Here is a 21,905-nt window from a genome sequence, read left to right as displayed (position 1 = left end):
CGGCCGGGCCAGAGGGGCAGCGAGCGGCCGGAGGGAAGGACGTCGAACGTGCACGGTGAATACAAGATCCCCGGCGGCAAGCTGGTCGTGGTGGACGTCGACGTGGCGGACGGGGTGCTGCGCAGGGTGCGCGTGGCGGGCGACTTCTTCCTGGAGCCGGACGAGGCCCTCGACGCCGTGAACGGCGCGCTGGAGGGCGCCCCGGCGGAGACGGACGCCGCCGGGCTGGCGGCACGGATCGACGCGGCACTGCCCGCGGGGACCGTGATGTACGGGCTCACCTCCGAGGGCATCGGCATCGCCGTGCGCCGGGCACTCGCGCACGCCACCGACTGGACCGACTACGACTGGCAGCTGATCCACGAGGCCCCGCAGGACCCCGCGCTGCACATGGCCCTGGACGAGGTGCTGACCGCCGAGGTCGCCGCGGGGAACCGTCCACCGACGCTGCGCGTGTGGGAGTGGGGCCGCCCGGCGGTGATCATCGGCAGCTTCCAGTCCCTGCGCAACGAGGTGGACGCCGAGGGCGCGCGCCGCCACGGCATCGAGGTGGTCCGCCGGATCTCCGGCGGGGGCGCGATGTTCGTCGAACCCGGCAACACGATCACCTACTCGCTCTCGGTGCCGGAGTCGCTGGTGCAGGGACTGTCGTTCCAGGACAGCTACGCCTACCTGGACGACTGGGTGCTGGGCGCTCTCGGCGACATGGGGATCCGGGCGTGGTACCAGCCGCTGAACGACATCGCGACCGACCAGGGCAAGATCGCCGGCGCCGCGCAGAAGCGGCTGGTGGGGCCCGCCGGCGGTCCGGGCGCGGTGCTGCACCACGTGACGATGGCCTACGACATCGACGCGGACAAGATGGTCGACGTGCTGCGCATCGGCAAGGAGAAGCTGTCCGACAAGGGCACCGGCAGCGCGAAGAAGCGGGTGGACCCGCTGCGCCGGCAGACCGGACTGCCCCGCGAGGCCGTCATCGAGCGGATGATCGCCTCCTTCCGGGAGCGGTACGGCCTCGGCCCGGGCAAGGTGACCGACGAGGAGCTGTCCCGGGCCACGGAGCTGGCGCGGGCGAAGTTCTCCTCGCCGGAGTGGACCGCCCGGGTGCCCTGACCGGCCCGCGAACGGGGGCGGTGGGACGAATCGCCCGCTCACGGGTCAAAGGGGATGTATCGGGGCATAGTTCGGCCCGTTGCAGTCACCGCGCCCCTACGGTACGAGTTCGCCCTTCCGCCCCATCGGGACTCGTGTGAGACTGGCCGTCCCGTCCGCAGTGCGGGCCCCTTCCGCACCGTCCCCCACGAGAAGTGCGCCGTGCGTTCCTTGCCTCTGCCGCTCGCCCTCACCGCACGTCTGTCCCCGGTGGTCGTCCTCGCCGCGGCCGGCTGGGCGTTGTCGTCCGGACCCCTGGCGGCACCGCAGGCTGCCGAGAACAAGCCGGTCGAGGAGACCCGGACCCAGAGCCGGTCCGAACCGGGCCCGTCGACGACCCAGGAGTCGAAGACGTACGAGGGCGCGCCCGCGCCCTGTGACGCCCTGGCGTCCAAGAGCGTCAAGTCCCTCGTCCCGGGCGCCAAGACGGCCGGCAAGGAGATCGCGTCCACCGACTCCAAGCTGCGCCGCACCTGTTCGTGGAACGCGCTCAAGGGCTACGAGTACCGCTGGCTCGACGTGTCCTACGAGGTGCTGGCGTCCGACGAGGCGGCGGAGCGCAGTTACGCGGGCCGGGTGGACGAGAAGAGCGGCGGCGGCGCCGTGCCCGGGCTCGGTGACGAGGCCTACTCCGTGGTGAACCTGACCACCGAGGACAAGCAGGAGACACGGGAGGGCGTGGTGCTCGCCCGCGCCTCCAACGCCCTGGTGATCGTGACGTACAACGGCAGTGACTTCGAGTCGAAGAAGGCGCCGAGCACGGACGAGATCAACAAGGGCGCCATCAAGGCCGCCAAGGAGGCGATGGCCGCCCTGCAGAAGGGCACCGGAGACTGACCGCCGGACCGGGGCCGGGGCCGCGCCGGGGCCGGGGCCGGGCCGGGGCCGGGCAGCCACCCGACCCACGGTGAGCCGCCCGGTCGGCCCGTAACCCCCTTCAGCCCGCAGCCCCGTCAGCCCGACACAGCGCTTCAGCGCCGGTAACTCCCGTCAACCCTGTAGCCGTTCAGCCGTTCAGCCGTTCAGCCCTTCAGCCCTTCAGCGCCGGGATGATCCGTTCGCCGTAGGTGTCGATCACGGCCTCCTGCGCGTCGTGCATGTCGTAGACGGCGAACTGGTCGACACCGAGTGCGCGCAGGGCCTTCAGCTTCTCGATGTGCTTCTCGGGCGGGCCGATGAGGCAGAACCGGTCGACGATCTCGTCCGGCACGAACCGCGTGTCCGGGTTCCCGCTGCGCCCGTGGTGGGAGTAGTCGTAGCCCTGACGGGACCTGATGTAGTCGGTGAGTTCGTGCGGGACGACGCTGCCGTCGGCGCCGTACCGGGAGACCAGGTCGGCGACGTGGTTGCCGACCATGCCGCCGAACCAGCGGCACTGCTCGCGCGCGTGGGCGAGCGCCTCGGGCGAGTCGTCGGCGGTGACGTAGGCGGGGGCGGCCACGCAGACGGTGACCTCGGCGGGGTCGCGGCCCGCGGAGACGGCCGCGTCCTTGACGGCCTTCACCATGTACTCGGTGAGGTAGAGGTCGGCGAGCTGGAGGATGAACCCGTCGGCCTCCTCGCCGGTCATCTTCAGCGCCTTCGGGCCGTAGGCGGCCATCCAGACCGGGAGGCGGGCGTCGGGACCGATCCACGGGAAGCGGACGACGGTGCCGCCGCCGAGGTCGGCCTCCCCGCCGTTCGCGAGGGTACGGATCACCTTCATGGCGTCGCTGATGCGGGCCAGGGTGTTGGGGGCGCGGCCGGCGACCCGCATCGCGGAGTCGCCGCGGCCGATGCCGCAGACGGTGCGGTTGCCGAACATGTCATTGAGGGTGGCGAAGGTGGAGGCGGTCACCTCCCAGGTGCGGGTACCGGGGTTGGTGACCATCGGGCCGACCGTCAGGGTCGAGGTGTTCGCGAGGATCTGGCTGTGGATCACGAAGGGCTCCTGCCACAGCACGGCGGAGTCGAAGGTCCAGCCGTGACTGAACCCGTTGCGCTCGGCGCGCTGCATCAGCTCGACGACCCGCGAGGCCGGCGGGTCGGTCTGCAGGACGAATCCGAAGTCCATGCGCACCACTCCTAGGTGAGGTACTGGCAGGTGGAACGCGGGAGGTAGGCGCCGTGCCCGGCACGCCCGGTGTACTCCCGCTCGGTGATGACGGGCACCCCGCGGGAGAGGACGGTCTCCACGCGGCCGACGATCCGCTTGCCCTCGTACGCCGAGTAGTCGACGTTCATGTGGTGCGTCTCGGCGGAGAGCACCTGCTCGGCGTGCGGGTCGTAGAGGACGACGTCGGCGTCGGCGCCCGGCGTGATCGTGCCCTTCCTCGGGTAGAGGCCGAACATCCGGGCCGGGGTGGCGCAGGCGATCTCGATCCAGCGGCGGCGGGAGATGTGCCCGTCGACGACGGCCTGGTGCAGCAGGTCCATGCGGTTCTCCACGCCCGGCAGGCCGTTGGGGATCTTGGAGAAGTCACCGCGGCCGAGTTCCTTCTGGCCCGTGAAGCAGAAGGGGCAGTGGTCGGTGGAGACCACCTGCAGGTCGTTGGTGCGCAGGCCCCGCCACAGGGCCGCCTGGTGCTCCTTGGGCCGCAGCGGTGTGCTGCACACGTACTTGGCGCCCTCGAAGTCCGGTTCGGCGAGGTTGTCGGTGGACAGGAACAGGTACTGCGGGCAGGTCTCGCCGAAGACGTTCAGGCCGTCGTCGCGGGCCCGGACGAGTTCGGCCACCGCCTCGGCCGCGGAGACGTGCACCACGTACAGCGGGGCGCCGGCGACCTGGGCGAGCCGGATGGCGCGGTGGGTGGCCTCGGCCTCCAGGAGGGCCTTGCGGACCTCGCCGTGGTAGCGGGGGTCGGTCTCCCCGCGGGCCAGCGCCTGCTCGACCAGGACGTCGATGGCGATGCCGTTCTCGGCGTGCATCATGATCAGGCCGCCGTTGTCGACGGAGCGCTGCATGGCGCGCAGGATCTGGCCGTCGTCGCTGTAGAAGACGCCCGGGTAGGCCATGAACTGCTTGAAGCTGGTGACGCCCTCCCCCACCAGCAGGTCCATCTCCTTGAGCGTCTCGTCGGTGACGTCGGAGACGATCATGTGGAAGCCGTAGTCGACGGCGCAGTTGCCCTCGGCCTTGGCGTGCCAGGCGTCGAGGCCCTCGCGCAGGGGGCGGCCGACGCTCTGCACCGCGAAGTCGACGACGGTGGTGGTGCCGCCCCAGGCGGCGGCCCGGGTGCCGGTCTCGAAGGTGTCGGAGGCGAAGGTGCCGCCGAACGGCAGCTCCATGTGGGTGTGGGCGTCGACCCCGCCCGGGAGGACGTACTTCCCGGTGGCGTCCAGGGTCCGGTCGGCGGTGAACGCCTCGGCGGCCGGGGTGCCGGAGGCGGCGAGGGCGGCGATGCGGCCGTCCTCGATCAGGACGTCGGCGTGGATCTCGTCGGAGGCGGTGATGACGAGTCCATCCCGGATGACGGTACGGCTCATGGGTGCACGCTCCGCTGGGTCGTGGTCGGACGGTGCGGTGCGCCGGGGGCGGCCGGCGCGGTCCCCCGGGCCCGGGGGCGGGTGGCCCCGTCCACCGGGTCGAGGAGGCCGGCAAGTGCCGTCGGGGCGCGGTGAGTGGGTGGGAGGTGGGCATCGGGGCCCGGTGAGTGGGCGGGAGGTGGGCATCGGGGCGGCCGTCGCGGGGGAACTGCCGGGGTACTCGTCCGACTCGGTCCGACGTGCTCTGACTCGATCCGACTCGGTCCGACTCGGTCTGCTGCTCCTCGTCCCGCGATCGGCACCCCCGGGGGGTGTCCCTGCCTCCGAGGCCGGGGCGGAGGCGGGGCCGCGGAACCGTGCGGGGTGGGTTACAGCAGGCTCCGCAGGGCGTTCTCCAGGATCGCGGCGCCCTCCTCGGCCTCCGCGACGTTCAGGGACAGCGGCGGGGCGACGCGCAGGCAACTGGTGTCATGACCGCCGCCCTTGCCGATGAGCAGTCCGCCCGCCCGGGCCGCCTCCAGCACGGCGGACGCGGCCTCGGGGTCCGCGGTGTCGGTGCCGGGCCGGGTCAGCTCGATGCCGATCATCAGGCCGCGTCCGCGCACCTCCCGGACGTGCGGCACGTGGGCCGCGGCGGACCGCAGCCGTTCGATGAGCAGTCCGCCGACCCGGCGGGCGTTGCCCTGGAGGTCGTGTTCGAGGTGGTAGGTGAGGTTGGCGAGGCCGGCGGCCATGGTGATCTGGGTGCCGCCGAACGTCGAGATGCTGTTGGCGTCCAGGGAGTTCATGATCTCGGCACGGGCGACGACACCGCCGATGGACATCCCGTTGCCGATGCCCTTGGCGAAGGTCAGCAGGTCCGGCGGGCCGTTGCGGCCGTGGGCCTGCCAGCCCCAGAAGTGCTCCCCGGTGCGGCCCCAGCCGGTCTGCACCTCGTCGGAGATCCACAGGATGCCGTGCCGGTCCAGCACCTCGCGGAACGCCGCGTACAGCCCGTCGGGCGGTGAGGTGAAACCACCGACGCCCTGGATCGGTTCGGCGATCAGGGCGGCGGGCGGGCGGGTGTGGCCGAGCAGGTCCTTCAGGTCGTCCACGCAGGCGGCGACGAAGTCGCGGTCGTCGAGCGCCGCGAACGGCCCCCGGGTCCGGACGCCGCCGTGGACGTAGAGGGTCTGCAACGGGGACATCGAGGTCGGGGACCAGCCGCGGTTGCCGGTGATGCCGACGGCGCTGAAGGAACGGCCGTGGTAGCTGTTGCGCATGGCGAGGACCGTGTTGCTGCGCCGGTAGGTGGTGGCCAGCAGCAGGGCGGCGTCGTTGGCCTCCGTGCCGGAGGTCGTGAAGAACACCCGGGCGTTCGGGATGCCGCTCAACTTGGCGATGCGTTCGGCGAGTTCCACCATCGGCCGGTTGAGGTAGAGGGTGGAGGAGTGCACGATCCGCCCGGCCTGGTCGGCGACCGCCTTGGTCACCTCGGGCAAGGCGTGGGCGGTCATGGTGGTGAGGATGCCGCCGAAGAAGTCCAGGTAGCGGTTGCCGCGGGCGTCCCAGACGTGGCGTCCCTCGCCGTGGGTGATCTCCAGCGGCTCGTCGTAGTAGAGCGCCAGCCAGTCGGGGAGCACCGCCCGGTGGCGCCCCAGCAGGTCGTCGTTCACGGCAGCACCAGCCCCTCGTAGGCGTCGGGGCGGCGGTCGCGGTAGAAGGCCCACTGCTGCCGCACCTCCTCGATGAGGTCGAAGTCCAGGTCCCGGACGACGAGTTCCTCCTCGCGGTCGCTGGCGACGTCCCCGACGAACTGGCCGCGCGGGTCGACGAAGTAGGAGGTGCCGTAGAAGTCGTTGTCCCCGTACTCCTCCTGGCCGACGCGGTTGATGGCGGCGACGAAGTACTCGTTGGCGACGGCGGCGGCCGGCTGTTCCAGCTGCCACAGGTGGGACGACAGCCCGCGGTGCGTGGCCGAGGGGTTGTAGACCAACTGCGCTCCGCCGAGACCGAGTTGGCGCCACCCCTCGGGGAAGTGCCGGTCGTAGCAGATGTAGACGCCGACCTTGCCGACGGCGGTGTCGAAGACGGGCCAGCCGAGGTTGCCGGGCTTGAAGTAGAACTTCTCCCAGAAGCCCTTGACCTGCGGGATGTGGTGCTTGCGGTACTTGCCGAGGACGGTGCCGTCGGCGTCGATCACGGCGGCGGTGTTGTAGTAGAAGCCCGACTGCTCCACCTCGAACACCGGCACCACGATCACCATGCCGGTCTCCCGGGCCAGGTCCCGCATGCGGCGGGTGGTCGGCCCGTCGGGCACCGGCTCCGCCCAGCGGTAGTGCTCCGGGTCCTGGACCTGGCAGAAGTAGGGGGCGTTGAAGACCTCCTGGAACCCGATGATCCGGGCGCCCCGCCGGGCCGCCTCCCGGGCGTGCTCCTCGTGTTTCGCCAGCATGGACTCGGTGTCGCCGGTCCAGGTCGCCTGGACCAGGGCGGCGCGTACGACGTTGGCCATGAGCTGCTCCTTCGACGCGGGGTCAGCGCCTCTACGCCCGTGGAAACGGCCGCCTCTACGCTCGTAGAAACGGCCGTAGAGGGACGAACGTAAGCCTCTCGGACGCCCTTGCCAAGACCATCGCCATACGGACCGGGGTGTTCCCGGCGTTTCGCACTCCGGTGGGTGAGCCGGGGACGGGGTCGGGAGCGGGAGCGGTGCCCGGGCGCACCGGCCCGACAGCCGCACCCCGGAGTGCCGCGCTCCGGAGTGCCGCACCCCTGGAGGAAGCACGCACCGCCGGCCGCGCGGCGGCGCCCGTGGCTCAGGCGGCCAGGGGCACTTCCGGTGGGCATCGCCTCAGCAGGTCGTCCAGGGACAGTCCCAGCTCCCCGGCCAGCGCGGCCACCGTGAAGAACGCCGGGGTGGGCGCCCGTCCGGTCTCGATCTTGCGGAGGGTCTCCGGCGAGATGCCGGCGCCGGCCGCCACCTCGGCCATGCTGCGGTCGCCCCGCGCCTCGCGGAGCAGTCCGCCGAGCCGCTCACCGCGCCTGCGTTCTTCCGGAGTCAGAGGAGTGCGCACCATGACACCCATTCTAATACCGGTATAGTAATTGGAATGATCGAGCTCAAGACCCCGGCATCGATCGATGCCATGTACGAGACCGGCCAGGTCGTCGCGGGTGCGCTGACGGCCGTGCGGAAGTCCGCGGACGTCGGCGTGTCCCTGCTGGAACTGAACGAGGTCGCGCACGACGCGCTGCGGGCGGCGGGCGCCTCCTCCCCGTTCCTGGGCTACCGGCCGTCGTTCGCGCCGACCCCGTTCCCCGCCGTCCTGTGCACCTCGGTGAACGACGCGATCGTGCACGGGATCCCGACCGGCCACCGGCTGCGCGACGGCGACCTGGTGTCCGTGGACTTCGGCGCGCAGCTCGGCGGCTGGGCGGGCGACTCGGCGCTCAGCTTCGTCGTGGGCACCCCGCGCCCGGCGGACCTGCGGCTGATCGAGACCGCCGAGCGGGCGCTCGCGGCCGGCATCGGGGCCGCCGTGGTCGGCAACCGCATCGGCGACATCGCGCACGCCATCGGCACCGTGTGCCGGGAAGCGGGCCTCGGCATCCCGCAGGACTTCGGCGGGCACGGCATCGGCCGCCGCATGCACGAGGACCCGTCGGTGCCGAACGAGGGGCGGCCGGGCCGGGGGCTGCGGCTGCGGGCCGGCCTGGTCCTCGCCATCGAGCCGATGGTCATCGGCGGCGGCACCGACGGGTACCACGTCGACCCCGACGGCTGGACGCTGCGCACCGACGACGGCTCGCGCGCGGCGCACGCGGAGCACACGGTGGCGATCACGGAGGACGGCCCCCGGATCCTCACCGCCCGCTGACGGACCGCGGCGCGCCCGGCCACGGCCTCCCCCGCGCCCACCCACGGCCTCCCCCGCGCCTTCCCGGAGCCTTCCCGCTCCCCTGGGGCAAGGCCCCCTCCCGGGCCTCCTCCGGGGCCCTCACCGGGCCCCTTCCGGCCCGGGGTGCCGCCCCCCGGCGATCGTGCGAAGGTGACGGGGTGGGCGCCCTCGGGGTGCCCCAGGGACACGCGTGACGCACGACCGCACGACCCGCACCACCCGCACGTGTGTAACCGGGAACCCGGCCGGGCACCCGCGTCCGGACCGGTACGTCGAGCAGTGAGCGCGCCCCGGGGTCCTCCGGTCCCGGCTCCGCCTGAGGGGGACCCCGCGAGGCGCCGGAACGGATCGCCATGACCAGCGGGTTCACAGGTCCGCAGGGCTACGGCTCGGACCCCTTCGGAGAATTCCTCGCACGCTTCTTCGGCGGGCCGCGCCCCCGGCAGATAGACATCGGGCGGCTGCTGAGCCGGCCGGCCCGGGAACTCGTGCGCGACGCGGCCCAGTACGCCGCCGAGCACGGCAGCCGGGACCTGGACACGCAGCACCTGCTGCGGGCCGCCCTCGCCAGTGAGCCGACCCGGGGCCTGCTGAGCCGGGCGGGCGCGGATCCCGACGCACTGGCGTCGCAGATCGACGAGCGGTCGGGCCCGGCCCAGCACGCGCCCGACTCCGCTCCCCCGCCGACCTCCCTGTCCCTGACCCCGGCCGTCAAGCGTGCCCTGCTGGACGCGCACGAGATGGCACGGGCCGGCGGCGCGGGCTACATCGGCCCCGAGCACGTGCTCAGCGCCCTGGCCGCGAACCCCGACTCGGCCGCGGGCCACATCCTCAGCGCGGCCCACTTCGCACCGTCACCTGCGCCCTCCGAGACGCCGGAGGGACCGGCGCCGCGTGCCGAGCGGCCGCGTCCCGCCACCGGCACGCCGACCCTGGACAAATACGGGCGCGACCTGACGGAGCTGGCCCGGGAGGGCCGCGTCGACCCGGTGATCGGCCGGGAGGAGGAGATCGAGCAGACCGTCGAGGTGCTCTCCCGGCGCGGCAAGAACAACCCCGTGCTGATCGGGGACGCGGGCGTCGGCAAGACCGCCGTGGTGGAGGGGCTCGCGCTGCGCATCGCCGACGGTGACGTGCCCGACGTGCTCCTCGGACGGCGGGTGGTCGCCCTGGACCTGACGGCCGTGGTGGCCGGCACCCGCTACCGGGGCGACTTCGAGGAACGGATGACGGCCATCGTCGACGAGATCCGCGGCCACTCCGACCGGCTGATCGTCTTCATCGACGAACTGCACACCGTCGTCGGCGCCGGGGGCGGCGGCGAGGGCGGGTCGATGGACGCCGGGAACATCCTCAAGCCGGCCCTGGCCCGGGGCGAGCTGCACGTGGTGGGCGCGACCACGCTGGAGGAGTACCGCAGGATCGAGAAGGACGCCGCGCTCGCCCGGCGCTTCCAGCCCATCCTGGTGCCGGAGCCCACCCCCGCGGACGCCGTCGAGATCCTGCGCGGCCTGCGCGACCGGTACGAGGCCCACCACCAGGTGCGGTACACCGACGAGGCGCTGGTGTCGGCCGTGGAACTGTCCGACCGCTACATCAGCGACCGCCGCCTTCCCGACAAGGCCATCGACCTCATCGACCAGGCCGGCGCCCGGGTGCGTCTGCGGGCCCGCACCAAGGGCACCGACGTACGGGCCCTGGAGCGGGAGGCGGAGCAGCTGACCTACGACAAGGACCAGGCGGTCGCGGACGAGCAGTACGAACGGGCCACCGAGCTGCGGGACCGGATCGCGCAGCTGAAGCGCCGCATCGAGGAGGCCGGGGGCGGCAGCGAGGTGGACGAGGGGCAGGACCTGGCGGTGGACACCGAGGCGATCGCCGAGGTGGTGTCCCGGCAGACGGGTATCCCGGTCAGCCGGCTCACCGAGGAGGAGAAGTCCCGGCTGCTGGGCCTGGAGCAGAACCTGCACCAGCGGGTCGTCGGCCAGGACGAGGCCGTGCGGGTCGTCTCCGACGCGGTGCTGCGCTCCCGGGCCGGGCTCGCCAGCCCGGACCGGCCGATCGGCAGCTTCCTCTTCCTCGGACCGACCGGTGTCGGCAAGACGGAACTGGCCCGCGCGCTCGCCGAGGCCCTGTTCGGCAGCGACGACCGGATGGTCCGGCTCGACATGAGCGAGTACCAGGAGCGGCACACCGTCAGCCGCCTGGTCGGCGCCCCGCCCGGGTACGTCGGCCACGAGGAGGCCGGCCAGCTGACCGAGGTGGTGCGGCGGCACCCGTACTCGCTGCTGCTGCTCGACGAGGTGGAGAAGGCCCACCCCGACGTCTTCAACATCCTGCTGCAGGTGCTCGACGACGGCCGGCTGACCGACGCGCAGGGCAGGACGGTGGACTTCACCAACACCGTCATCGTGATGACCAGCAACCTCGGCTCGGACGTGATCACCCGTCGGGGCGCCACCCTGGGGTTCGCGACCGGCGGCACGGAGGCGGACGAGGAGGCGCGGCGCGAACAGATCCTGCGGCCGCTGCGGGACCACTTCCGCCCCGAGTTCCTCAACCGGATCGACGAGGTGGTGGTCTTCCGCCAGCTGACCCCCGAGGAGCTGCGCCGGATCACCGACCTGCTGCTGGAGGGGACGCGGCGCGGCCTCAAGGGCCAGGGCATCGGCGTGGAGTTCACCGAGGACGCGGTGGACTGGCTGGCCCGGCGCGGCTACCAGCCCGAGTACGGGGCCCGGCCGCTGCGCCGCACCATCCAGCGGGAGGTCGACAACGAGCTGTCCCGGATGCTGCTGGACGGCACGCTCCGGGAGGGCGGCCGGGTCACCGTGGCGACGGAGGACGGACGCCTCGCGTTCCGCGTGGCGCAGACGCCGCCGCCGGAACCCTGAGCGGGGCCGCCCATGGCCGGGCGCCGGGGTGGCCCGACGGCGAGCCCGGCGCCGTCCGTGCGCGGCGCGCGACGGGCGGCGCGCGCCGGGCACGCCGCGCCCCCCCCTGCCCGTCCTGTCCGCGCCCGGGGTCTCAGCGGGCGGGGCGGACCACCCGTGCGGAGCCCCCGCCCCGGCGCTCGGGTTCGGCGGCGGCGAGCCACGCCCCTCCGGGGAGGCGTTGTACCGCGGTGACGGCGCCGATCTCGGGGTTCCGGGTGAAGCGGTGTCCGATGCTCTCCAGCCGCTGCCGGACCGGGGCGTCGTACAGGCCGGGTTCGAGGTCGGTCCGCGCGGTGTTGCGCTGGCTGGCGCGGGGCGCGGCGATGGCGTCGGCCAGCGGCAGGCCGCGGTCGAGGAAGCCGGTGAGGGTCTGCAGCACGGTCGTGATGATGGTGGAGCCGCCGGGTGAGCCCAGCGCCACCACGGGCCGGTCGTGGCGGTCGAGCACGATCGTCGGGGCCATCGAGGACCGGGGCCGCTTCCCGGGACCGGGCAGGTTCGGGTCGTGGACGGCCGGGTTCGCGGGGGCGAAGGAGAAGTCGGTCAGCTCGTTGTTGAGCAGGAAGCCGCGGCCGGGCACGGTGATGCCGCTGCCGCCGGTCTGCTCGATGGTGAGGGTGTAGGCGACGACGTTGCCCCAGCGGTCGGCGGTGGTGAGGTGGGTGGTGCTCTCGCCCTCGTACGTCGTCGGGGCGGGCGTGCCGCGCGCGGCGCAGGGCTCGGGGTCGCGCGGGTCGCCGGGGGCGAGCGGGCTGGTGAGGACCGCGTCGTCGCGGATGAGGCAGGCCCGGCTGTCGGCGAACCGCTGGGAGAGCAGTTCCCGGGTCGGTACGTCCTCGAAGGCCGGGTCGCCGACCCAGCGTCCCCGGTCGGCGAAGGCGATCCGGCTCGCCTCGATCAGGCGGTGCAGGTAGCGGGTCTCGCCGGCCTGGGACAGGTCGGTGCGCTCCAGGATGTTCAGGGCCTCGCCGACGGTGGTGCCGCCGGAGGACGACGGGGCCATGGAGTGCACGGACAGGCCGCGGTAGGAGGTCCTGGTCGGCGGCCGGTGCGGGACGCGGTAGGCGGCGAGGTCCCGGGCGTTCAGGTCGCCGGGGCGGGCGTTCCAGCCGGAGGCGGGGTCCACGGGCGGTTTGTTGACGGTGGCGACGACGTCCCAGCCGATGGCGCCCCGGTAGAGGGCGTCGACGCCCTCGCGCCGCAGTTCGGCGTAGGTGCGGGCGAGGTCGGGGTTGGTGAACGTGGAGCCGACGACGGGGAGTTCGCCGCCGGGCAGGAACAGCTCGGCGGTGTCCGGGAAGTGGCGGAAGCGGGTCTCGTTGGCGGCGGTCTGGGAGCGGAAGGTGGCGTCGACGGTGAAGCCGTCGCGGGCCAGCCGCTCGGCGGGCTTCAGCACCGCCCCGAGTCCCTTGCGGCCCCACGCGTCGAGCGCCCGCTGCCAGGTGGCGGGGGTGCCCGGGGTGCCGACGGCGAGTCCGCTGCTGACGGCCTCGGCGAACGGGATCGGCTCGCCGTCCTCCAGGAACAGGTCCCGTCCGGCGGTGAGCGGCGCGGTCTCGCGGCCGTCGAGGGTGTGCACGGAGCGGGTGCGGGCGTCGTAGTACACGAAGTAGCCCCCGCCGCCGACGCCGGCCGAGTAGGGCTCGGTGACGCCGAGGGCGGCTGCCGTGGCGACGGCCGCGTCGACGGCGTTGCCGCCCTGGCGCAGGACCTCGATCCCGGCGGCGGAGGCGTCGGCGTCGACGCTGGAGACGGCGCCGCCGTGTCCGACGGCCACCGGGGTCTTGGCGGGCGGCGGGCCCGGGTGGTGGTGGGGGTCGGCGGGCGGTGCGCCCGCTCCCAGCGAGAGCACGGCGGCCGAGACCGCGATGAGGACCGCCGGCTTCCGTGCGACGGGACGACGCATGCGCACCTCCGGTGAGGGACCGTTGGCGCAGCCTACGTGCTCGCCATGCTCCCGTCAGGAACGCCTCGCCGGGCGATCCTCGGGTGGCCGAAGGGTGGCCGAGGGATGCCGAGGGGTGGCCGACGGGTCTATCCCGGCGTCCGGCGGCGGGCTGTGAACCGGCGGGGCCCGGACCGGGCCGTTCCGGGGTGGCGGAGACCGGCGCGCCCCGGACCGCTAGCATGCGCGCCCATGACGGACGACATACGCAACGTGGTGCTGGGTGTGGTGATCGCCGCCGTGGCCGGCGCCGCGCTGGGCTGGACGGCGAGGACGTATCTGTACCGGCGCAGGCTCCGGCGCAAGCAGGTCTTCTTCGGGCTGCCGGAGAACGCCGAGTCGCTGCTCGTCGTCAACCGCGACCCGGCGACGGCGGAACCGGCGGTGCACCGCTTCGACGTGTTCTCCCTGCTCGAACTCTCCGCGCTGGTCAAGGAGTGCGGGGCGAACGTGCAGGTGGTCACCCAGGACACCGCGCACCAGGGTTTCGGCGAGCGCACGGAGTTCTGCGTCGGCGGCCCGGGGACCAACCGCCGGATGGTGGCCCACATGGCGGCCATGCTGCCCGGGGTACGGGTGAACGTGGATCCCGAACCGGGCCCGGACCGGGGCGCGTTCCAGATCGGCGGCGAGCGCTACCGGATGGAGCCGGGGGTCACCGAGTACGTGCTCCTGGCCCGGCTGACGGCCGGGGACCGGCGGGAGGCCCGCCCGGTGTTCCTGTTCTGCGGCCAGCGGGCGATCACCAACCAGGCGGCCACCCGCTATCTCGCCCGGCACCACGAGCGGCTGGCCCGCAAGCACGGCACCGGCTCCTTCGTGCTGCTGCTGAAGGTGGTCAACTCCCAGGCGTACGGGCCGGACGTGGTCGAACTCGTCGGGGACGTGACGCGGGCGGCGCAGTCGCCGCTGCCGGTGCCCGCCGAACGCGGGGCGCACCGGGCGCCCTGACTCCTTCACGCTTCACCATTCTTTACTGGCACGTAACTTACCGACGGGTTACCGGGGGTGGCGCACCGAGGTTACCGTCTGGTCACTTTGCACTGACACGAGTGAGGAGTGACCGTGCGACGACCTCGCAGGGCCCTGCGTGCCACCGCCCTGGGCGCCGCCTCGGCGACCCTGATCGCCGGCAGCGCCCTCACCACCGCGCCCGCCGTCCACGCGGCGCCCGCTCCGGTCCGCTTCGTCGACATCACCGGGGACGGCGGCACCCTCCTCAAGGCCAACGTCCTCACCCCGGCCCGCGCGGAGGCAGGCCGCCGGTACCCGCTCGTCGTGCTGCCCACCAGCTGGGGTTTCCCCCAGGCCGAGTACCTGGCCCAGGCGCGGAGGCTCGCCGACTCCGGGTACGTGGTGGTGGCGTACAACGTGCGCGGCTTCTGGCAGTCCGGCGGGCAGATCGAGGTCGCCGGGCCGGCCGACACCGCCGACGCCTCCCGGGTGATCGACTGGGCCCTCGCTCACACTCCGGCGGACGGGGACCGCGTCGGCATGGCGGGCGTCTCCTACGGCGCCGGCATCAGCCTGCTGGCCGCCGCCCACGACCCCCGGGTCCGTGCCGTGGCGGCCCTCAGCGGCTGGGCCGACCTGATCGAGTCGATCTACTCGGAGCGGACCCAGCACGTGCAGGCCGCCGCCGTGCTCGACGGCGTGGGACGCCTGACCGGCCGCCCGAGTCCCGAGATCCGACGCATCTTCGACGCCCTCTACGCCTCCGACCTGTCCCGGGAGCAGGAGATGATCGCCTGGGGGAGGGTCCGCTCCCCCGCGACCCACGTCGACCGGCTCAACCGGAGCGGCACGGCGGTGATGCTCGCCGGCGCCTGGGGCGACACCGTGTTCCCGCCCGGCCAGTACGCCGACTTCTTCGAGAAGCTCTCCGGCCCCAAGCGCCTCCAGCTGCGCCCCGGGGACCACGCCACCCCGGAGGTGACCGGACTGCTCGGGCTGCCCAACGACGTGTGGAGCGACACCCGGCGCTGGTTCGACCACCACCTGCGCGGCGCCTCCAACGGCGTGGACCGGGAACAGCCGGTCCTGCTCACGTCCCGTACCTCCGGCGGCTACGAGACCTACCCGGACTGGAAGTCGGTGGCCGCCACCACCCGGAAGTTCGACCTGGCGGGCTCCACCACCATCCGCACGAACGTCAACTCCGGTGCCGACGGCGGCGTCGTCTTCCTGTCGAGCATCCTGGACCAGGTGGCCCGGCTGCCGCCGGTGGCGTGGGTGCCGCTGCTGCCCCGCCGCTGGGCGGCCGTGTGGCAGTCGGAGCGGTACCCGACGGCCCGCACGGTGCGCGGCACGCCGACGCTGCACACCACCCTCACCCCGACGGCCGGCAGCGGCACCTTCATCGCCTATCTGTACGACGTGGGACCACTGGGCGTCGGCAAGCTGGTGAGCAGCGCTCCGTACACCTTCCACGGCCGCACCCCCGGCCGGGCGTTCGGCGTCGACCTGGAGTTGTTCGCGACGGCCTACGACGTGCCGGCCGGGCACCGGCTCGCCCTGGTCGTCGACACGGTCGATCCGCTCTACATCGAGCACAACCCGTCCGGCGCGCAGCTGACCTTCTCCTCGCCGGCCCACGACCCGTCGTACGTGTCGGTGCCGCTGGGCGAGCAGTGATCTCCGGCTGCGGCCGGACGGGACTGGCCGATGTGGCCGCCGCCCACGGGCGGAGGGCGGTGGGCCCCTCCCTGCGGCGACGTCCCCGCTCCCGGTGCGAAGTCCCCTCCTCCACCGGGGCGGAGGAGCCATCGTAGTCGAGGTCCGGACGGGCGGACGGCTCGGCGCCACCCCGCTCAGTGCTTGAGGATCTTGGAGAGGAAGTCCTTGGCCCGGTCACTGCTCGGGCGGGCGAAGAAGTCGTCGGGCGTGCGGTCCTCGACGATCCGGCCGTCGGCCATGAACACGACGCGGTGCGCGGCCGAGCGGGCGAAGCCCATCTCGTGGGTCACGACGATCATCGTCATGCCGTCCGCGGCCAGCGCCTTCATGGCCTCCAGCACCTCCGTGATCATCTCCGGGTCCAGGGCGGAGGTGGGTTCGTCGAACAGCATCGCCTTCGGCTCCATCGCCAGGGCCCGCGCGATCGCCACCCGCTGCTGCTGCCCGCCGGAGAGCTGCGCCGGATACTTGTCGGCCTGGTCGGCGACGCCCACCCGGTCGAGCAGTTCGCGTGAACGCCGGTCCGCCTCCTCCTTCTTACGGCCGCGCACCTTGATCTGGCCCAGCGAGACGTTCTGCAGGACCGTGCGGTGCGCGAAGAGGTTAAACGACTGGAAGACCATGCCGACGTCGGCCCGCAGCCGCGCCAGTTCCTTCCCCTCGTCAGGCAGCGGCCTGCCGTCGAGCCGGACGGTGCCTGACCTGATGGTCTCCAGCCGGTTGATCACCCGGCACAGGGTCGACTTCCCCGAGCCCGAGGGACCGATGACGACGACCACCTCCCCCCGGTTCACGGCGAGATCGATGTCCCGCAGTACGTGCAGGTCACCGAAGTACTTGTTGACGCCCTGCAGCTCGATCAGCGGATCGACGGCCATACCGCCCCTACTCGTTCTCAGCCGTGTGGTGCTGCCGCAACGTATCCAGGCAAGATCGCACGGAGGGCGCGACACGCACTTTCCGGCCAATAGCCGTATTTACCGCCCGCCGTTGCTCGCCCGCTCTCGGCGAGGGGCCGGGCGGGTGTCCGCGCGGTTGTCCGCGTGAGTGTCCGCGCGGTTGTGCGCGCGAGTGTCCGCCCGGTTGTCCGCGCGGGTGTCCGCCCGGTTGTCCGCGCGGGTGCGTCACCCCCTCCTCGCCGTTAGCGGTCCCGTGACCCGGCGGCCCGGCGGCCTTCCATCCGACGGCACGCGTCCGGGCGGTGCACGGACGAACGGGCGGGTGAGGCCGGGTTGTTCGGGCGGGGCCGGAGGACCGGGAGGAACGGGAGGACCGGGAGGAACGGGAGGACCGGGAGGAACGGGAGGAGTGGTGCGGGTGGGCCGGGTGGTCCGGGGGTCACGCCTCCGCGACTTCGGCGTAGAGCTGGGACAGTTCGGGCGCTCCGCTGGACGCCCACGCGTGCCCGGACTCCACGACGTCGAACTCGCGGCCGGAGGCGAGCCGTACGACGGGCTGCCCGTCGCCGCGGATCTCCCAGCGGGCACCCTGCACGGTCCGCACGATCACCGTGCCGAGGTAGAGACCGGCGTCGTTGCCCAGCCAGTTCAGGGTGTCCTCGTCGTCCCGCCAGCCGGGCACCAGTTGGTCCAGTGCCTCCAACGAGGCCGGGGAGTCGTCCAGTCGGACGCCGGCCCGGGACGCCTGGGAGCGCAGCAGCTCGCACTCGGCCAGGGGTTCCGCGAGGCCCTCGGCGTCGGGGAACCCCGGCTTCCGGCGCCGGCTGCCCAGGAAGGGGATGTTCATCCCTCCAGCCTGGCACCCGTACCGCGTGGTGCACCACAGGGCGCGCGGGTTCCGGAGGGGTGCGCGACCTCCCGGCGGTGCGGGCGAGGCCCGCGAGGCGCAGCCACGGGACCGCCCCGGCGTGCGGGCGGGCCGGGGCGGGGGGCCGGGGCGGCGGGAGCCGGGGCAGGTGGCTGGACGCGGCTCAGGCGTCCGGGGCGGTGTCCACGGGGACGTCGAGGTCGACGACGACCGGTGCGTGGTCGGAGGCGCCCTTGCCCTTGCGCTCCTCGCGGTCCACGTAGGAGTCGGTGACCGCCTTGGCGAACGCCTCGTTGCCGTACACCAGGTCGATGCGCATGCCCCGGTTCTTCGGGAAGCACAGCTGGCGGTAGTCCCAGTACGTGAACGGGTGGTCGTACTTCAGCGGACGCGGCACCACGTCGGTCAGCCCAGCACCGCGCAGGGACGCGAGGGCGGCCCGCTCGGCGGGGGTGACGTGGGTGGAACCCTCGAACGCCGCCCGGTCGTAGACGTCGTCGTCGGTCGGCGCCACGTTGTAGTCGCCCATCACGGCGAACGGGCGGCTGCCGGCCGCGTCACCGGCGACGGCGGCCCGCAGCGCCTCCAGCCACTGGAGCTTGTAGGCGTAGTGCGGGTGGTCCACCTCCCGGCCGTTGGGCACGTACACGGACCAGACGCGGACCGGCCCGCAGGTGGCGGAGATCGCGCGGGGCTCCACGGAGCCGTCGTAACCGGGATCGCCGGGCAGACCCTTGACGACGTCCTCCAGACCGACGCGGGAGAGCACCGCCACGCCGTTCCACCGGCCGGTGGCGTGGACCGCCGCCTCGTAGCCCAGCTCGCGCAGCGGCTCCACGGGGAACTGCTCCTCGGCGACCTTGGCCTCCTGGAGGCACAGCACGTCCGTGCCGCTGCTCTCCAGCCAGGCCAGGAGCCTCGGCAGGCGGGCGGTGATCGAGTTCACGTTCCAGGTCGCGATGCGCATGCCCCCCAACCTACCCGGCACCTGTGACAACCCGGATCCGCCGCCGCCCGCTCACAGCTCGACCGATGCCCGGGGCTCCAGCCGCAGGTGCTCGGTCCCGCCGAGGGCGCCGATCTGCCGGTCGTAGATCGGGCGGGCGAGGTCGGTGAGCAGGGCGTCGTGGACGTCGTAGGCGCGCTCGGGGCGCACCTCACGGACGTAGTCGATGACCTCGGAGATCTTGTTCCAGGGGGCCATGACCGGCAGCATCAGCGTGCGCACGGGGCGGTCGGGGACGGTCAGCGCGTCACCGGGGTGGAAGACCGCGCCGCCGTCGACGAGGTAGCCGACGTTGGTGATGCGCGGGATGTCCGGGTGGATCACGGCGTGCAGCTCGCCGTGCACCTCGACGTCGAAGCCGGCGGCCGTGAAGGTGTCACCGTCCCCGACGGTGTGCACGCGCCCGGGGAAGGCCGCGGTGAGCTGCTCGGCGACCGCCCGCAGGGTCCAGATCTCGGTCGCCGGGTCGGCCTCCAGGGCCGCCCGCAGCCGTCCCTCGTCGAAGTGGTCGGGGTGCTCGTGCGTGACCAGCACGGCCTCCGCGCCGACGGCGGCGTCCGGCTCGGTGAACCCGCCTGGGTCGATGACCAGGGCACGGCCGTCCCGTTCCAGACGGACGCAGGAGTGCGACATCTTGGTGAGCTTCATGTCTCCATCCTGCCCCCGCGGCGGGAGTCCGGCCGGGCGGACGGCCAGAGCACGGGCCGGGAGACCGGTCCGGGGAAGACGGGCCGGGCGAGCGGGCGACGCCACCGGGCGGGACGACGAGACGGGCGTGGGTCCGGCGGGGTGGGCGGCCCGGCGGGGGCAAGGCGGCCGGGCGGGCGACGGGCCCGGTCGGCCCGTCCGTCGGCCCGCGGGCTCGGCGAGCGGCCGGTCACGAGCCCCTGGCTCACTAACTCACTAACTCACTCCGCGGGGTGGTCTTCTCCTCACTCCTGGGGTGTGGTCTCCTCCCGGATGACCTGCTGGGCCACGCGGAAGGCGCTGCCCGCGGCCGGGATGCCGCAGTACACGGCCGCCTGGAGCAGGACCTCCTTGATCTCGTCGGGGGTCAGGCCGTTGCGCAGGGCCGCGCGGGTGTGGGAGGCCAGCTCCTCCAGGTGACCGCCGGCGACCAGGGCGGTCAGCGTGACGCAGCTGCGGGTGCGCCGGTCCAGGCCGGGCCGGTCCCAGACACCGCCCCAGGCGTAGCGGGTGACGAACTCCTGGAAGTCGGCCGAGAAGTCGTCGGCCTGTGCCAGCACGCGGTCGACGTGCGCGTCCCCCAGCACGTCCCGGCGGACCTTCATCCCCTCGTCGTACGCGTCCGCGGGGCCGTGGGCGGGCTGCTGGGGGGCGACGGCCGGGGCGATCTCGGCGACCGGCGCGGCGGGCGCCGGATGCCGCACGGGGGCGGCCGCCGGGACGGGGGCGGAGGTCGGGCGGGCGACGGCGCCGGCGGGCAGGGCGACCTGCCCGGTGCTGCTGTCGTAGGCCGGCTGCCAGGCGGTCGAGAAGTGCCGCACCAGCAGATCGGTCACGGCGGCGGGCTGCTCGACCGGCACCAGGTGGGAGGCGCCGGGGACGACGGCGAGCCGGGCGTCCGGGATGCCCGCGACCAGGTTGCGCGCCTCGGCCGGCCCGGTGACCTGGTCCTCGGAGCCGACCAGGACGAGCGTGGGCACACCGACGCTGCCGAGCCCGGCCCGCACGTCGAAGGAGGCGAGGGCCTCGCAGGCGGCGATGTAGCAGCCGGGGTCGGTCGTGCGCACCATCTGCACGGCCCACTCGGTGATGGCGGGCTGCGCCGCCGCGAACCCGCCGGTGAACCAGCGCTCGGGCGCGCTGCGCGCCATCGGGTCGAGCCCGTTGGTCCGGACGATCACCCCGCGCCGCCGGAACTCGTCGGCCGAACCGAAGCGCGGTGAGGCCGCGATCAGCGCGAGGGAGGCGAGGCGTTCGGGGTGGCGCAACGCCAGCTCGATGCCCACCGCGCCGCCGAGCGCGCACCCGGCGTACCCGAACCGCTGCACCCCGAGCCCCTCGAGGGTGGCCAGCAGCCGCGTGGCGAGTTCGCCCACGGAGTCCGCCGGCCGGGCGGGAGCCCCGCCGTGCCCCGGCAGATCGAACCGGAACACGCGCCACTGCTGGGCCAGTTCGGGCACCTGGCGGTCCCACATGTGCCATGTGGTACCCAGTGAGGGACCCAGGATCAGGACCGGAGCGTCTTCTGGCCCGTCAAAGCGGTATTGCAGGGTGTTGGGTGGTGTCTCGCTCACGCCCCAGACCCTCTCACGTCTCACGAAATCTCACACAGCCCGGGGAAGCCGGCGGCTCGGTGCACTCGAGGATCGACTCGTCGGGCACTGCCGACGGCCTCGTCGATCGAGTCTGAGCCTTTCAGCGTGTACACGCGCCCCTGACGCAGCGTGACCTGCCGACCACACTCTCTCCTGGTCCTCGCATCGACGCGCTGCCTCCTCCATCAGTACAGCTGCCGGCTGTTCCGAGTTTGCAGCAAAGCATGTGGTGCCGTCCTGAAGGACGGGACGACGTAGCGGGAGACCTTTCGGGCCGCTCCGATCGCCACCTGAAAACCACCCTCGGGAAACGCCGCCGAACTCACGCACGACCCTCCGCCTCACCGTGCAGGCCATCCCATGTGGTGGCGGCTTCGCGGAGGTCTTCCACGTCTGGCTTCACGTACCACTTCTTCGTGGTCTTCACGTTCGTGTGCCCGGCCCACCGGGCGAGGATGTGATCCGGCACGCCGTTGTTGGCAAGGAAGGTGAGGCAGGAGGCACGAGCGTCGTAGAGACGTACTCTGCGCAGGCCAAGAACCTCCATGAGCCGGTACGCGCGCCTGCGGAGTTGCTTGATCGTGAAAGCCTCCCCGGTCTCGTGCACCACGACGTACCCGGAGTCCGAGTAAGCCTCACCGAGGACGAGCCTCTCCTTGGCCTGGAGGGTCTTGAACGTCCTAACCTCGTGCTTTCACGAGGTGGCCTGTCCAGTGGTTGATCAGAAACGCAGAAAGTGCCTCTGACCAGCAAGAATGAGGATTGTCGAGGTCCTTGTTCCTGCCACCGTCGGAG

At 72.8% G+C, this 21,905-nt stretch carries 17 protein-coding genes and 1 pseudogene; 6 read left to right on the top strand and 12 right to left on the bottom strand.

What is annotated here, in order from left to right; all coding sequences use genetic code 11:
• The first annotated feature begins 48 nt into the window (after positions 1-48).
• Positions 49-1,113, top strand: a complete 1,065-nt coding sequence (locus AC02VZ_RS17890; RefSeq protein WP_476475835.1) for a lipoate--protein ligase family protein — start codon at positions 49-51, stop codon at positions 1,111-1,113.
• Between the two features lie 201 nt (positions 1,114-1,314).
• On the top strand, positions 1,315-1,989 hold the full coding sequence (locus AC02VZ_RS17885) for a hypothetical protein (protein WP_476475834.1): 675 nt from the start codon (positions 1,315-1,317) through the stop codon (positions 1,987-1,989).
• 193 nt (positions 1,990-2,182) lie between these two features.
• On the opposite strand, the gene AC02VZ_RS17880 is transcribed toward AC02VZ_RS17885, so the two are convergent.
• From AC02VZ_RS17880 to AC02VZ_RS17860, 5 genes are all read right to left on the bottom strand, one after another.
• Positions 2,183-3,205 (bottom strand): TIGR03842 family LLM class F420-dependent oxidoreductase, encoded by a 1,023-nt coding sequence (locus AC02VZ_RS17880; RefSeq protein WP_476475833.1) that lies wholly within the window; start codon positions 3,203-3,205, stop codon positions 2,183-2,185.
• Positions 3,206-3,216: 11 nt separating this feature from the next.
• A complete protein-coding gene (hydA, locus tag AC02VZ_RS17875) occupies positions 3,217-4,617 on the bottom strand; it encodes a dihydropyrimidinase (RefSeq protein WP_476475832.1) in 1,401 nt (466 codons plus the stop codon).
• 368 nt (positions 4,618-4,985) lie between these two features.
• The gene (locus tag AC02VZ_RS17870) at positions 4,986-6,272 is read right to left on the bottom strand and encodes an aspartate aminotransferase family protein (RefSeq protein ID WP_432056303.1); all 1,287 of its coding nucleotides are present in this window, start codon (positions 6,270-6,272) and stop codon (positions 4,986-4,988) included.
• A complete protein-coding gene (locus AC02VZ_RS17865) occupies positions 6,269-7,111 on the bottom strand; it encodes a nitrilase-related carbon-nitrogen hydrolase (RefSeq protein WP_432056302.1) in 843 nt (280 codons plus the stop codon). Before AC02VZ_RS17865 ends, AC02VZ_RS17870 begins: the two co-directional genes overlap by 4 nt.
• Before the next feature lie 304 nt (positions 7,112-7,415).
• Positions 7,416-7,676 (bottom strand): helix-turn-helix domain-containing protein, encoded by a 261-nt coding sequence (locus AC02VZ_RS17860; RefSeq protein ID WP_432056301.1) that lies wholly within the window; start codon positions 7,674-7,676, stop codon positions 7,416-7,418.
• A gap of 33 nt (positions 7,677-7,709) precedes the next feature.
• On the opposite strand from AC02VZ_RS17860, the gene map reads away from it, so the two are divergent.
• Both map and AC02VZ_RS17850 read left to right on the top strand, forming a co-directional pair.
• Entirely contained in the window at positions 7,710-8,477 is a 768-nt protein-coding gene (map, locus tag AC02VZ_RS17855; protein ID WP_432056300.1) for a type I methionyl aminopeptidase, read from the top strand.
• A gap of 374 nt (positions 8,478-8,851) precedes the next feature.
• The gene (locus tag AC02VZ_RS17850) at positions 8,852-11,392 is read left to right on the top strand and encodes an ATP-dependent Clp protease ATP-binding subunit (RefSeq protein ID WP_476475831.1); all 2,541 of its coding nucleotides are present in this window, start codon (positions 8,852-8,854) and stop codon (positions 11,390-11,392) included.
• Positions 11,393-11,525: 133 nt separating this feature from the next.
• Here AC02VZ_RS17850 and ggt read toward each other — a convergent pair whose 3' ends face one another.
• Complete coding sequence (gene ggt, locus AC02VZ_RS17845) at positions 11,526-13,340, bottom strand: gamma-glutamyltransferase (RefSeq protein ID WP_476475830.1); 1,815 nt, start codon at positions 13,338-13,340, stop codon at positions 11,526-11,528.
• Positions 13,341-13,571: 231 nt separating this feature from the next.
• Between ggt and AC02VZ_RS17840 the strand changes: the two genes are divergently transcribed.
• Positions 13,572-14,330 carry a hypothetical protein gene (locus AC02VZ_RS17840; protein WP_432056297.1) on the top strand — a complete coding sequence of 253 codons (759 nt, stop codon included), beginning with the start codon at positions 13,572-13,574 and terminating at the stop codon, positions 14,328-14,330.
• 114 nt (positions 14,331-14,444) lie between these two features.
• A complete protein-coding gene (locus AC02VZ_RS17835) occupies positions 14,445-16,013 on the top strand; it encodes a CocE/NonD family hydrolase (RefSeq protein WP_476475829.1) in 1,569 nt (522 codons plus the stop codon).
• 176 nt (positions 16,014-16,189) lie between these two features.
• Here the strand turns inward: AC02VZ_RS17835 and AC02VZ_RS17830 are convergent, their stop codons facing one another.
• The 6 genes and pseudogenes from AC02VZ_RS17830 to AC02VZ_RS17805 form a co-directional block, all read right to left on the bottom strand.
• Positions 16,190-16,933: an amino acid ABC transporter ATP-binding protein gene (locus AC02VZ_RS17830; protein WP_476475828.1), complete on the bottom strand. Its 744-nt coding sequence runs from the start codon at positions 16,931-16,933 to the stop codon at positions 16,190-16,192.
• A 460-nt stretch (positions 16,934-17,393) separates the two neighbouring features.
• Positions 17,394-17,801, bottom strand: coding sequence for a DUF6278 family protein (locus AC02VZ_RS17825; RefSeq protein WP_432056294.1), 408 nt, complete (start codon positions 17,799-17,801; stop codon positions 17,394-17,396).
• Between the two features lie 184 nt (positions 17,802-17,985).
• A complete protein-coding gene (locus tag AC02VZ_RS17820) occupies positions 17,986-18,789 on the bottom strand; it encodes an exodeoxyribonuclease III (protein WP_476475827.1) in 804 nt (267 codons plus the stop codon).
• Positions 18,790-18,840: 51 nt separating this feature from the next.
• Positions 18,841-19,476, bottom strand: a complete 636-nt coding sequence (locus AC02VZ_RS17815) for an MBL fold metallo-hydrolase (RefSeq protein ID WP_476475826.1) — start codon at positions 19,474-19,476, stop codon at positions 18,841-18,843.
• Between the two features lie 284 nt (positions 19,477-19,760).
• Entirely contained in the window at positions 19,761-21,089 is a 1,329-nt protein-coding gene (gene pcaDC / locus AC02VZ_RS17810) for a bifunctional 3-oxoadipate enol-lactonase/4-carboxymuconolactone decarboxylase PcaDC (RefSeq protein ID WP_432056291.1), read from the bottom strand.
• Positions 21,090-21,432: 343 nt separating this feature from the next.
• Positions 21,433-21,738, bottom strand: a pseudogene (locus AC02VZ_RS17805) (tyrosine-type recombinase/integrase); the annotation flags it as partial.
• Positions 21,739-21,905: the final 167 nt, after the last annotated feature.

This window comes from Streptomyces sp. 3-6, from assembly GCF_056323165.1.
The sequence above is the reverse complement of the archived record's forward strand: the minus strand, read 5'-3'. Positions and strand labels throughout refer to the sequence as shown.

Coding starts and splice junctions, on each gene's coding strand:
- AC02VZ_RS17815 (WP_476475826.1), bottom strand. CDS start 19,476: ATGAAGCTCACCAAGATGTCGCACTCCTGCGTCCGTCTGGAACGGGAC.
- AC02VZ_RS17830 (WP_476475828.1), bottom strand. CDS start 16,933: ATGGCCGTCGATCCGCTGATCGAGCTGCAGGGCGTCAACAAGTACTTC.
- AC02VZ_RS17865 (WP_432056302.1), bottom strand. CDS start 7,111: ATGGCCAACGTCGTACGCGCCGCCCTGGTCCAGGCGACCTGGACCGGC.
- AC02VZ_RS17820 (WP_476475827.1), bottom strand. CDS start 18,789: ATGCGCATCGCGACCTGGAACGTGAACTCGATCACCGCCCGCCTGCCG.
- AC02VZ_RS17880 (WP_476475833.1), bottom strand. CDS start 3,205: ATGGACTTCGGATTCGTCCTGCAGACCGACCCGCCGGCCTCGCGGGTC.
- hydA (WP_476475832.1), bottom strand. CDS start 4,617: ATGAGCCGTACCGTCATCCGGGATGGACTCGTCATCACCGCCTCCGAC.
- AC02VZ_RS17850 (WP_476475831.1), top strand. CDS start 8,852: ATGACCAGCGGGTTCACAGGTCCGCAGGGCTACGGCTCGGACCCCTTC.
- AC02VZ_RS17860 (WP_432056301.1), bottom strand. CDS start 7,676: ATGGTGCGCACTCCTCTGACTCCGGAAGAACGCAGGCGCGGTGAGCGG.
- AC02VZ_RS17825 (WP_432056294.1), bottom strand. CDS start 17,801: ATGAACATCCCCTTCCTGGGCAGCCGGCGCCGGAAGCCGGGGTTCCCC.
- map (WP_432056300.1), top strand. CDS start 7,710: ATGATCGAGCTCAAGACCCCGGCATCGATCGATGCCATGTACGAGACC.
- AC02VZ_RS17840 (WP_432056297.1), top strand. CDS start 13,572: ATGACGGACGACATACGCAACGTGGTGCTGGGTGTGGTGATCGCCGCC.
- ggt (WP_476475830.1), bottom strand. CDS start 13,340: ATGCGTCGTCCCGTCGCACGGAAGCCGGCGGTCCTCATCGCGGTCTCG.